The following is an 11,834-nucleotide window of genomic DNA, read 5'->3' on the forward strand; positions in this document are numbered from 1 at the left end:
GGGTTGATCAGCTCTCGCCGCCCGCGCTGCCGGTGGTGCCGGCGGTCACGTCGTGCAGGCGGTACTTGTCGATCGCCTGCTGGACGAGCGCGCCGTCGACCTTGCCCTGGCGGGCGAGCTGCTGCAGCGTCCGCACGACGACCGAGGGGCCGTCGATGTGGAAGAAGCGGCGAGCGGCCGGACGGGTGTCCGAGAAACCGAAGCCGTCGGCGCCGAGGGTGGCGTAGTCGGTCGGCACGAACGGGCGGATCTGCTCCTGCACCAGGTGCATGAAGTCGCTCACGGCGACGACCGGGCCCTCGGTGCCGAGCAGACGCTCGGTGACGAACGGCGTGCGGGCCGGCTCGTTCGGGTTGAGGAACGCCTGCTGCTCGGCGGCCACACCGTCGCGGTACAGCTCACCCCAGCTCGTGACGCTCCACACGTCGGCCGACACGCCCCAGTCCTCGGCGAGGAGCTGCTGCGCCTCGAGGATCCACGGCACGGCGACACCGGACGCGAGCAGCTGGGCCTTCGGGCCGTCGTGCTCGCTGGCCTTGAGCAGGTACATCCCCTTGAGGATGCCCTCGACGTCGACGCCCTCGGGCTCGGCCGGCTGCACCAGCGGCTCGTTGTAGACCGTCAGGTAGTACATGACGTTCGGGTCGGCGTGCTTCGGCGAGCCGTCCTCGTTCGTGCCGTACATGCGGTCGAGGCCGGCCTTGACGATGTGGCCGATCTCGTAGCCGTACGCCGGGTCGTAGGAGACGACGGCCGGGTTCGTCGTGGCGAGGAGCGGCGAGTGACCGTCCGCGTGCTGTAGGCCCTCGCCCGTCAGCGTGGTGCGGCCGGCGGTCGCGCCGATCATGAAGCCACGGGTCATCTGGTCGCCGGCGGCCCAGATGGCGTCGCCGGTGCGCTGGAACCCGAACATCGAGTAGAAGACGTAGACCGGGATGAGCGGCTCGCCCTGCGTCGAGTACGAGGTGCCGACCGCGGTGAACGCTGCGAGGGCGCCCGCCTCGTTGATGCCGACGTGGATGATCTGGCCCTGCGGGCTCTCCTTGTAGGCCAGGAGGAGCTCGCGGTCGACCGACGTGTAGTGCTGGCCGTTCGGGTTGTAGATCTTCGCCGACGGGAAGTAGGCGTCCATGCCGAAGGTGCGCGCTTCGTCCGGGATGATCGGGACCACGCGGTCGCCGAAGTCGGGCGAGCGCAGCAGGTCCTTCAGCAGGCGTGCGAACGCCATGGTGGTGGCGACCTCCTGCTTGCCGGAGCCCTTCTTGACGACCTGGTACTTCGAGTCGTCCGGCAGCGTGAACTGCGTGTACTTCGTGCGACGTTCCGGCACGTAGCCACCGAGCGCGCGACGACGCTCGTGCATGTACTGGATCGCCTCGTCGTCGTTGCCCGGGTGGTAGTACGGCGGCGTGTAGGGGTTCTCTTCCAGCTGCGCGTCGGAGATCGGGATGCGCATCTCGTCGCGGAACTGCTTGAGGTTGTCGAGCGTGAGCTTCTTCATCTGGTGGGTCGCGTTGCGGCCCTCGAAGCTCGGGCCGAGGCCGTAGCCCTTGACCGTCTTCGCCAGGATGACGGTCGGCTGGCCCTTGTGCTCGGTCGCGGCCTTGAACGCGGCGTAGACCTTGCGGTAGTCGTGGCCACCGCGCTTGAGGTTCCAGATCTGGTCGTCGGTGTAGTCCTTGACGAGCTCGAGCGCCTTCGGGTCGCGCCCGAAGAAGTTCTCGCGCACGTAGGCACCGTTCTCGGCCTTGTACGTCTGGTAGTCGCCGTCCGGCGTCTGGTTCATCAGGTTGAGGAGCGCGCCCTCGGTGTCGCGGGCGAGCAGGTCGTCCCACTCGCGGCCCCAGACGACCTTGATGACGTTCCAGCCCGCACCGCGGAAGAACGCCTCGAGCTCCTGGATGATCTTGCCGTTGCCACGGACCGGGCCGTCGAGTCGCTGCAGGTTGCAGTTGATGACGAAGTTCAGGTTGTCGAGGCCGTCGTTCGCGGCGACCTGGAGCTGCCCGCGGGACTCGACCTCGTCCATCTCGCCGTCGCCCAGGAACGCCCAGACCTGCTGGTCCATGGCGTCCTTGATGCCGCGGTTCGACAGGTACTTGGCCTGCTGCGCCTGGTAGATCGCGTTGATCGGGCCGATGCCCATCGACACGGTCGGGAACTGCCAGAAGTGCGGCATGAGGCGCGGGTGCGGGTACGACGACAGGCCGCCGCCGGCGTGCGACTTCTCCTGCCGGAACCCGTCGAGCTGGTCCTCGGAGAGGCGACCTTCCATGTACGCGCGGGCGTACATGCCGGGGGAGGCGTGGCCCTGGAAGAAGACCTGGTCGCCACCGGAGGGGTGGTCCTGCGCGCGGAAGAAGTGGTTGTAGCCGACCTCGTACATCGCAGCGCTCGACGCGTACGTCGAGATGTGCCCGCCGACCCCGATGCCGGGACGCTGTGCACGGTGCACCGTGATGGCCGCGTTCCAGCGGATCCAGCGGCGGTACCGGCGCTCCAGCTCTTCGTCGCCGGGGAACTCCGGCTCGTTCTCCGGCGCGATGGTGTTCACGTAGTCCGTCGTCGGGACCATCGGCACACCGAGGTGCAGTTCCTTGGACCGCTTGAGCAGGCTCAGCATGATCTCGCGACCGCGCTGGTGTCCGTGGGTCTGGACCAGCCCGTCGAGGGACTCACGCCATTCGGCGGTCTCCTGCGGATCCTGGTCGTTCGCCCCGGCGCTGTACGGGTCCTGGTCGTTCACCGTCACCCTTGACCTCGTTCGTTCTCGTGGTGGTGGACATGGTGGCTCCGGTGGTCGGGTCGCGACCGGCTGGGGCCCCGTCCACTCTAGGCCCCAGGACCGACGCTGATGCTGATGGTGACGTGCAGGTGGACGGGTGCTTGCATTCGCGTGTCGTCGGCGTAGCATGGCCGATCGTGCACACGCGATCCGCGGCGCACGGACCCGACGGGCACACCCCACGCCCGAGGAAGAAGCACACGTAGCGATGGCACTGGAGATCGGCTCACTCGCGCCGGACTTCGAGCTCCCGAACCAGTTCGGTGAGCACGTCCGACTCAGCGACTTCCGTGGCAACCGCCCGGTCGCACTCGTCTTCTTCCCGCTGGCGTTCTCGTCCGGGTGCACGAACGAGCTCTGCACCCTGCAGGACAACATCACGATGTTCCAGGACCAGCGCATCGAGCTGCTCGGCATCTCGGTCGACTCGAAGGCGACGCTCCGCTCGTTCGCCGAGACGAACGGCTACGACTTCGAGCTGCTCGCCGACTTCTGGCCGCACGGCGCGGTCTCGAAGGAGTACGGCGTGTTCCTCGAGAACAAGGGCTTCGCCACCCGCGCGACCTTCGTCATCGACGTGCAGGGCCGCATCAAGGCCTCGATCATCACCGAGCCCGGCCTGCAGCGCGACGTCGCCGAGTACAAGGCGGCCCTCGACCGGCTCGCCGCCTGCTCGGCACCCGTCCCCGTCGGCTAGCGTTCCGAATCCCTCCTGACGGACGCGTCCGCGTCGACGGTCGGACAGGAGGCCCGGTGCACGCCATCGACACCGACCCGCGTGGTCGCGGGGTCGCCGCTGATGCGTACGCCCCGTACCCGGTGCGCGTCACGCCCGGCGTCTGGGGGCTGACCCGCACGGTCGTGGAGGCCCCGACCGGGCCCGTCGTGGTGCACCACCGCGCCGGCCCGGACCCGCTCCTGCTGCTGCACGGCGTCGCGGGCTCCTGGTCGACGTGGACACCGTTGCTGCGTGCCGCGGACGGGATCGGGGACCGCGGGCTGGTCCTCGTCGACCTGCCCGGCTGGGGGTCCTCGCCGGCTCCGGACGGTCCGCTCGGGCTCGACGCCGTCACGGCTGCCGTCTCGGCGGTCCTCGGTGCGCTGGCCCTCGGCGCGGTCGACGTGGTCGGGCACTCCATGGGCGCGTTCGTCGGGTTGCACCTGGCCGTGGTGGCGCCCGAGCGGGTTCGGTCGCTCGCCCTGGTGTCCGGCACCACGGTCGCGACCGCCGGTGCGGCTCGGCACCCGGTGCGGGCGCTCGGCACCCTGCCGGCGTTCACCCTGCTGCGTGCGGGCCTCACGGTGACCGGGGTCGCCGCTCGTCCGCTGCTCCGGGGGATCGCGCGGATCGGCCTGTTGCCGCTCGTCGCGGCGCCGGTGTTCACGCACGTGCGACGTCTGGACCCGAGCGTGCTCGAGGCCTTCGTCGAGGAGCTCCGGCCGGAGCAGTTCACCGAGGCGGCACGGTCGGCGGCTGCGTACGACGTCGACCGGTGGCGTGGGATCACCTGCCCGGTGACGGCGATCGCCGGGCGCGACGACGTGTTCGCCCGCGTCTCGGACCTCGAGGCGCTGCGGGCGTTCGTGCCGCAGGTCCGGACGGTCCTGCTCCACGACTGCGGGCACTTCGCCCACGTCGAGCGTCCCGACGCCGTCGCGCGGGAGCTCGGCCTGCGCTGAGCCGACGTGGATGCGTGTGCATGCGGCGACACCACACGAGTCGTTCGACACGTGCATCGTCGGAACATGCACCCGCATCGGATGCGTGTGCATGTGGCGACCCCACACGAGTCGTTCGACGCGTGGATCGTCGGAACATGCACCTGCACGGTCTGCCCGCCGGTCGGGGCGCGTCAGGTGTGGACGGGGAACGTCGCTGCGACGCGGGAGCGCACCTCGGCGACCACGGCCTCGCGCATCGTCGGGGAGAACAACGCGTGGTCGCCGTCCTCGACGCGGACGACGGACACCGAGCCGCGACGGTCGTCACCGGGCCAGCGCCGGACGGCCTTCTGCCCACCGAGCCGGTCGAACAGGGCGGCGTCCTCGGGGGCGACGATCACGACGACGTCGGTGCCGTGCTCGACGAGCGGGCGGACGTGGCCGACGACGCCGCCCATCCGGTCGCGGCGGGCGATGCGGTCGCGGACGGCCTTCGGCACGAAGCGGTTGTACCGCTCGCGTACCCACATCCGGGCGGGCGACGGGGCGTCGATCGCCCGGACCCCGTCCGCGTACGAGCCGGGCTCTGCCGGGACGCGACGGTAGTCGTTCGGGCTGATCTCGACGACCAGGCGCGGGGCCTCCTCGACGGCGCGGCCCGCGACCCAGGCGCCGGCGCACATGCCGACGAGCACGAGCCGGTCCGAGGGGGTGGCGAGTGCGGTGACGACGGCGGACTGGTCCTCCACCCACTCCTGGGCGAACAGGAAGCTCCGCTCGTCCTCGTGCACGCCGGTGCTCTCGCCGGTGGCACGACGGTCCACCCGGACGACCCGGGCGCCGTCGCGGGCGAGGGCGCGGGCGAGTTCGACCTGGTAGTCGGTGGCCCCCACACGGTGCTCGGCGCCGCCGCTGTGGAGCACGACGACGGGGGCGTCGTGGTGCTGGGCGGACGAGACGGTCTCGATCCCGAACAGCCCCTGATCGCCGAGGTGCACGATCCGCTCCGACACGCGGCCGTCGACGTCGAGGACCTCGTCGAGGACGGGCGTGCGGACGGGCACCGCCGTCTCGGGCGCCCAGGTGTCGAGCCAGGCCACGACGGTGTCGACGGCGGCTCCGGGGATGCGGGCGTGGATGCTCGTGCCGTCGAGGAGCTCGGCGCTGCCGGTGACCTCGGTCACGTCGACGTCACCGAGGGGCTTCGGCGGCCGGGCGCCCGGACGGACGAGCGCGACGGTGGGCCCGGTGCGCGGGGCGAAGGCAAGGTCCGCGAGTGCGGCGGCCTCGTCCGGCTCGACGTCGAACCCGATGAGGCTCTCGACGCCGTCGACCACGCGGTCGGGACCGATCGTGATGGTCGCGAGGGCGCGCTGCCGACGGAGCCACCCCTTGCCCGATGCCGGGGCGTCCCAGACGACGAGGCCGTCGGTGTCCGCGGCCGCGTTCGCCGCGACGAGGGCCGCCGAGGCCAGCCCGACGAAGGCGACGTGCTGCACCCCCGTCGTGCGGAGCACGGCGACGGCGTGGCGTGCGGACCGGACCTGCGCGTCGGGCGCGGTGTCGGGTGCGCCGTCACCACGTCCGGACGGGTCGTAGCGCACCGAGGCGATGCCACGGGCCTCCAGGCGGTCGGCCAGCAGACGGAGCGTGCGGTACGCGATGACGCCCTCCTGCCCGAGCGGCGGGCAGATCACGACGCCGGCGCGCGCGGCGGCGGGGAGCTGGACCGCTGCGCGGATCGCCGGCGATCCGGACCAGCCGTGCAGCGTGGTCACAGGGCGAGGGCGGCGCGGGCGGACGCCGGCCAGGCGTCGAGGTCCGTGCCGTGGGCGGCGAACAGGGCGATGGTGATGCGTTCCAGGCCGAACGCGATGCAGGCGCTGTGCGCGACCTGTCCGTCCTCGGTGCGGAGGCCGAACGAGGTGCCGAAGTGGTCCTCGTGCAGGTTCGCGGAGCTGATCGCGGTGGCGTCGTGGTCGGGGCCGTAGACCTTCGTCACGAACTCGAACTTGAGCGCCTGCTCGACCTGGTTGCGGGCGAGCATCTGCCCGACGCGGCCGAAGAAGGGGTCGTTGGCGGGGACGACGTCGATCTCGAGCCCGAACGACTCGAGCAGCGCGCGCATCACCGGGATGCTGCCGTCCCGGTGGGCCGCCGCGGACGCGGGGGTGCCGACGTGCACGAACTCGTGCATGTGGAAGGCCTGCAGACGCATCGGGTCGAGCGAGGGCTCGCGGCGGAAGGAGTCGCCGAGGACGTCGAAGAACCGGCCCTGCTGCGGCACGGTGTCGCCGATCAGGCCGTAGACCGGGTGGCAGACCGCGGGGGTGAGCATGAGGTCGGCCGGCTCGAGGAACCCCTCCCAGCGCTCACCGCGCTCGCGGGCGGCGAGCAGTGCGCGGTGGGTGCGGTCGTCGCCGGTGAACCCGGAGATCGACGCGGCGAGGTCCGGGAACGACGCGATGTAGTCGGTGCGCTCGAACGACGCGAGTGGCTCGACCGGCGGGAAGCGCAGGACCTCGGCGCCGAGGTGCTGCTGGCTGCGCACCGCTGCGGCGTCGACCGCGGCGTACACGCGCTCGAAGACCCCGGTGCGGCCGTAGAGGCCGGGCGTGCCGAGGTCGAGGAGGACGCCGTCGGTGAGCAGGCGGGCGCGGAGGGCTGCGCGGGCGGCGTCGAGCGCGGCTGCGTCGGCGGCGGTGTCCGCGGTGGTGGTGTCGGTGGTGTGCGTGGTGGTGTCCGTGATCGTCACAGGATCACTCCCGTCATGATGGCCAGGTCGGCGTCGTTCTTGAGGAGACGGTCGTTGCTCACCATGACGGCGGCCCCGTGGGCGTCTCGGAGGTGTCGGGCGATGCTCATCGGACCCGAGGCGGCGTAGCCCGCGATCCCGACGATGCGCAGCGCCTTCGTGACGATGTCGGTGACGCGCTCGGACGCACCGATCTTCAGGGCGTTCGCGGCCAGGGCGTACGCGCTCGAGGCCAGCACGTCCGGGTCGTCGGCGGCGGCGTCGAACCGTTCGGCGGCGTGTCGCACCGAATCGGCGAGGGCCTGCAGGTCGACCAGGAGCTCGGCGAGCCGGAGGGCACCGGGCGGGGTCGTCCCGACGGCGGCGCGGGCCTGCTTGCGGACGGCGCTGCGGGCACGTTCGGCGGACGAGACCGCGATGCCGAGCCAGACCGAGGCCCAGAGCACGTGCGACACCGGCAGGACGGTCTGGGCGGAGATCGCGGCGTAGTCGTCGCGGAACACCCGGTCGGTCGTCGTCTCGGTGTCGAGGATCCACCCGTTGCTGCACGTGCCGCGGAGCCCCATGGTGTCCCAGGTGGACGTCTGCGACAGGACCATCGTGTCGGTGCGGCAGATGAGCAGTCGCTGGTCCGACGCCGGGGCGTCGGGGTCGCGACGGGCGGTGACGAACACCGCGTCGGCCTCGGTGGCGTACGAGATCACCGGCGCGTCCTTGCGCAGGCGGATCCGGCCGTCGTCGGTCGGCTCGATGGAACACGTGGACCGCCGGGCGTCGCCTCCGACGCCGCGCTCGGTGGTGGCTGACGCGACGAGTGCCCCGCCCCGGACGGCCTCGATCGTCTCGAGCACGCCGGCACCGTCGCCGCCGTGCCGCCAGAGCGCCATGACCTGGCCCTGGTGCATCGCGAACACCATGCCGGTCGCGGCGCAGGCCCGGCCGAGTTCGGTCGCGATCGCGGAGAGCTCCGCCACGGAAGCACCCTCGCCACCGTGCTCGGTCGGCACCGCTGCCGCGAGCAGGCCGTACTCCCGCATCGCGGCGATGGCCTCGCGCGGGGGTCGGGCGTCGCGGTCGACCTCGTCGGCGAACTGTGCGGCGACCTCGGCCACCGCGCTCGCACGCTCGGCGAAGCGGTCGACGACCGACGGTGCCGGCAGGACCAGGGTCACGAGGCGAGCTCCGCCGCGGCGGTGATCGACTCGACGCTCGCGAAGGTGGACCGGTTCAGCACCGAGTCGGGGAACTCGACATCGAGGTCCGACTCCACCGCGAGCATCACGTTGACGGTGGCGTGCGAGGTCAGGCCGAGGGCGTAGAGGTCGGCGATCGACGCGACGTCCCACGCGTCGACCGTCAGCCTGCCGTGCTCGGCGAGGGCGCGACGGACGGCCCGGTCGGTGGCCGTGTCGGCGATCGTCGCGGTGCTGCTGGAGGGGTTCGGGTCCTGTTCCATGACTGCAACCGTAAAGAGGAACGGCCCTCGGGAAACCGCCGTGCGGGTGCGGGAAACCGCACCCCTGTCCGGAGCGCCGGGTCAGCGCTCCGAGAGGGCCACCGCCGTCGCCACCGCGAGCCCCCGTTCGTGTGCCAACGAGACCGCGATCGGGCCGCACCCGATCGACTCCGCCAGGGCCGCGGCCTCCCCGGACAGCTCGACCGTGGGGGCACCGCCGGCGTCGAGCACGACGGCGACGTCACGCAGCGGGATCGCCTGGTCCGGAGCCGGCCGCAGCAGCTTCACGACGGCCTCCTTGCCCGCGAACCGGGCAGCGAGGCGCTCCGGGTCATCGCCGGTGTCGGTGCGTTCCCGCAGGGTGAACACCCGGTCCAGGTACCGCTCGCCGTGCGCCGTCACGGCGTCGACGACGTCCTCGACCGCTGCGAGGTCGGTGCCGGTGCGGATGGTCATCACGAGGAGCAGGCTACGCACCGGTTGTCCACAGTGCATGCCCTGACCGGCATGGGGCACGCCGGGGGTTCGTATGATCGTCGCCAGGGACCACCGAGGGGGAACGATGGCATCAGCGTGGACGGGCATCATCGAGGACGCGCGGCACTACCCGTCGCCGCACAACTCGCAACCGATCGTCGTGCGCGTCGAGGACGACCGCACCGCGACCGTGTTCTACGACCTGCGACGGGGGTTGCCGGCGGAGTCGTTCGGCATCCCGTTCGGGCACGTCTGCGCCGGGGTGTTCCTGGCCGGGCTCGACGTGGTGGCACGAGCGCACGGGCACACCGTGCAGGAACGGCTCGACCACGCCGAGATGGACTTCGGTCGGCTCGACGCTGGTGCGGACGACCGCCTGCACCGGCTGGGCACGGTGACGTTGCGTCCGCACGTGGTCACCGCGGACGACCGGGAGGCCCTGTCCGGCTTCCTCGCACGGCGCACCTCACGCAGGCCCTACGACGCAACGCTCGTCGACGCCACCGCGATCGAGGCCGCGTCCGCCATCGCGTCGGCTGCCGGGCAGCGCTTCCGCACCACCGACGACCGGGCCACCGTCGACGAGATCGTGCGCGTCAACCAGGAGACCCTGTTCGACGACCTGCAGCACGACGCCGTGCACGACGAGATCCTGCACTGGCTGCGGTTCTCGAAGCGACAGGCAGCGGCCACCGGTGACGGGCTGTCCGCCGAGACGATGCTCATGCCCGGCCCGGTGCTCCGGTTCGCCATGGAACACCGCGGACTCTGGCAGGCCCCGGGCATCGGCGGGGTCTTCCGCAGGGTGTACCTGTCCACCATGCGGGGCGTCCGACAGCTCGCCTGGCTCGAGGGACCGTTCAGCACCCCGGCCGAGTACGTCGAGGCCGGACGGGTCTTCATGCGCATCTGGCTCGAGTTCTCCGCACGCGGCATCGCCATGCACCCCTTCGGGACCGTGATCACCAACCCGCGGTCACACGCCGCGTTCGTGGAACGCGCGGGCGTCGACGAGTCCGACGGGCGGATGGCCTGGATGCTGTTCCGCTTCGGACACAGCGACCCACCACCCCTGGCACACCGCCGACCCGCAGCAGCGATGACCGTCGGCGGTGCCCGGTGAAGCGCGCAGCGGTGTTCTCGGTGGTGTGGGTGGTCGAGACCTTCGTCGCACTGTTCATGCCCCGCGTCGGCACCCACAAGCTCCTGCTCACGCCGGGCATCGAGCCGCTCCGCTGGACCCTCGGACGCTGGCGCGCCTGGCGGACCGCGGAACGGGCTGCGAAGCGGGTCCCCGCGTACCGGGCGTTCCTGGCGGAGTCCGGACGCGCCTCCAGGCTCGACACCCGTGGCGGGATCGCCGCGGCGATCTCGGGACTGCCCGAGATGGACAAGGACTCCTACGTCAAGCGCTGGAGCATCCCCGAGCGCTGCATCGACGGACGCCTGCCCCGACGCGGCGTCGTCGTCGACGAGTCCAGCGGGTCGAGCGGCACCCCGACCAGCTGGGTGCGCGGCCCCGACGAACGCCAGGCCACCCGACAGCTGCTGCAGCTCGGGTTCTCCCGCACCGCCAAGGACCTGTCCAAGCAGCCCTTCGTGCTCAACGCCTTCTCGCTCGGCGCCTGGGCCACCGGGATGAACGTGACGGCCTCGCTCACCGAGTCCTCCATGATCAAGTCGATCGGCCCGGACCGCGACAAGATCGTGCAGACGATGCGCGAGTTCGGCACCGACTTCACCTACATCATCTGCAGCTACCCACCGTTCCTGAAGGCCCTGTTCGAGGATGACCGGCTCGACTGGAGCCAGTACACGATCGTCGCCGCGTTCGGGGGCGAGGGCATCAGCGAGAACATGCGCGCCCACATCGAGCAGTACGCCCAGGCCGTGCTCGGCTCCTACGGGGCGAGCGACCTCGAGATCAACCTCGGCATCGAGACGCCGTTCAGCGTGCAGCTGCGCCGGGCGATCGCCGCCTCACCGGAACTCTCCGCCGCCCTCACCAAGCAGGGCGAGTACGGGGTGCTGCCGATGGTGTTCCAGTTCAACCCGTTCGGTTACCTGATCGAGACGAACGACCTCGGCGAACTCGTCGTCACCATCGCCCGCTCCGAGAACATCAGCCCACGCATCCGCTACAACATCCACGACCGCGGACACGTGGTGCGGATGAAGGAACTCCGCTCCGTGCTGCGGGCGACGGGGCACGCGGCGCTCGCCGCCGAGGCCGAGCTCGACCTGCCGCTGCTGTTCCACTACGGCCGGTCCGACCTGTCCGTCGACTACAACGGCGCCGTCGTCGCACCCGACGTGGTGCGAGACGTCGTGTACGGCGACCCGGAGCTGCTCGAGGCCGTCGAGAACCACCGGCTGATCAGCTACGAGGACGACCGCGGTGACCGGCAGCTGCACATCGCGTTCCAGCTCGCCTCGGGTGCCGGCGGGTTCGACGCGGACGCCGCCCGGGGCGACGTGATCGCCGAGCTGCGGCGGTTGAACAAGGACTTCTCGAACGCGATCCGTACGGCGCCGCCGGGCACGCTGCCGACGGTCGCGTTCTACCCGTACCGGACGGGGCCGTTCCGCGAGGACGGCAAGAAGCTCAAGAACGAGTACGTGTGGCAGCTGCCGGCCGGGTCGGTCGCGCAGTGGGACCTCGACCTGTCGTGGGTCGCGGCGAAGGAGGCCTGAGCCGA

Annotated in this window: 10 protein-coding genes; 4 read left to right on the top strand and 6 right to left on the bottom strand. The window is 71.2% G+C overall.

The features are described 5' to 3' along the window. Nucleotides 1-7 precede the first annotated feature (7 nt). Complete coding sequence (gene aceE / locus DEI98_RS09080) at nt 8-2,752, bottom strand: pyruvate dehydrogenase (acetyl-transferring), homodimeric type (RefSeq protein ID WP_071405343.1); 2,745 nt, start codon at nt 2,750-2,752, stop codon at nt 8-10. Nucleotides 2,753-2,993: 241 nt separating this feature from the next. Here aceE and DEI98_RS09085 point away from each other — a divergent pair, with 241 nt between their 5' ends. Then, a complete protein-coding gene (locus DEI98_RS09085; protein WP_071248033.1) occupies nt 2,994-3,482 on the top strand; it encodes a peroxiredoxin in 489 nt (162 codons plus the stop codon). A gap of 56 nt (nt 3,483-3,538) precedes the next feature. Next, nucleotides 3,539-4,465 carry an alpha/beta fold hydrolase gene (locus DEI98_RS09090; protein ID WP_181437994.1) on the top strand — a complete coding sequence of 309 codons (927 nt, stop codon included), beginning with the start codon at nt 3,539-3,541 and terminating at the stop codon, nt 4,463-4,465. Nucleotides 4,466-4,638: 173 nt separating this feature from the next. Here DEI98_RS09090 and DEI98_RS09095 read toward each other — a convergent pair whose 3' ends face one another. From DEI98_RS09095 to DEI98_RS09115, 5 genes are all read right to left on the bottom strand, one after another. Then, complete coding sequence (locus tag DEI98_RS09095) at nt 4,639-6,225, bottom strand: alpha/beta fold hydrolase (RefSeq protein ID WP_111100547.1); 1,587 nt, start codon at nt 6,223-6,225, stop codon at nt 4,639-4,641. Continuing rightward, a complete protein-coding gene (locus tag DEI98_RS09100) occupies nt 6,222-7,202 on the bottom strand; it encodes an amino acid--[acyl-carrier-protein] ligase (protein ID WP_204166209.1) in 981 nt (326 codons plus the stop codon). Before DEI98_RS09100 ends, DEI98_RS09095 begins: the two co-directional genes overlap by 4 nt. Then, entirely contained in the window at nt 7,199-8,374 is a 1,176-nt protein-coding gene (locus DEI98_RS09105) for an acyl-CoA dehydrogenase family protein (RefSeq protein WP_071405339.1), read from the bottom strand. The genes DEI98_RS09100 and DEI98_RS09105 overlap by 4 nt, the downstream gene beginning before the upstream one ends. After that, entirely contained in the window at nt 8,371-8,658 is a 288-nt protein-coding gene (locus tag DEI98_RS09110) for an acyl carrier protein (RefSeq protein WP_110864673.1), read from the bottom strand. Before DEI98_RS09110 ends, DEI98_RS09105 begins: the two co-directional genes overlap by 4 nt. 81 nt (nt 8,659-8,739) lie before the next feature. Beyond that, nucleotides 8,740-9,114, bottom strand: coding sequence for a holo-ACP synthase (locus DEI98_RS09115; RefSeq protein ID WP_181437995.1), 375 nt, complete (start codon nt 9,112-9,114; stop codon nt 8,740-8,742). A gap of 106 nt (nt 9,115-9,220) precedes the next feature. Between DEI98_RS09115 and DEI98_RS09120 the strand changes: the two genes are divergently transcribed. Both DEI98_RS09120 and DEI98_RS09125 read left to right on the top strand, forming a co-directional pair. Further along, the gene (locus DEI98_RS09120; protein ID WP_111100548.1) at nt 9,221-10,258 is read left to right on the top strand and encodes a hypothetical protein; all 1,038 of its coding nucleotides are present in this window, start codon (nt 9,221-9,223) and stop codon (nt 10,256-10,258) included. Further along, entirely contained in the window at nt 10,255-11,829 is a 1,575-nt protein-coding gene (locus tag DEI98_RS09125; protein ID WP_254791666.1) for a phenylacetate--CoA ligase family protein, read from the top strand. Before DEI98_RS09120 ends, DEI98_RS09125 begins: the two co-directional genes overlap by 4 nt. The last annotated feature ends 5 nt before the right edge of the window (nt 11,830-11,834 follow it).

The organism is Curtobacterium sp. MCLR17_034 (genome assembly GCF_003234485.1).
Classification (GTDB): Bacteria; Actinomycetota; Actinomycetes; order Actinomycetales; family Microbacteriaceae; genus Curtobacterium; species Curtobacterium flaccumfaciens.

What these genes read in the sequence shown, in the direction of transcription:
- DEI98_RS09085 (WP_071248033.1), top strand. Translation starts at nt 2,994, where the DNA reads ATGGCACTGGAGATCGGCTCACTCGCGCCGGACTTCGAGCTCCCGAAC.
- DEI98_RS09110 (WP_110864673.1), bottom strand. Translation starts at nt 8,658, where the DNA reads ATGGAACAGGACCCGAACCCCTCCAGCAGCACCGCGACGATCGCCGAC.
- DEI98_RS09115 (WP_181437995.1), bottom strand. Translation starts at nt 9,114, where the DNA reads ATGACCATCCGCACCGGCACCGACCTCGCAGCGGTCGAGGACGTCGTC.
- DEI98_RS09120 (WP_111100548.1), top strand. Translation starts at nt 9,221, where the DNA reads ATGGCATCAGCGTGGACGGGCATCATCGAGGACGCGCGGCACTACCCG.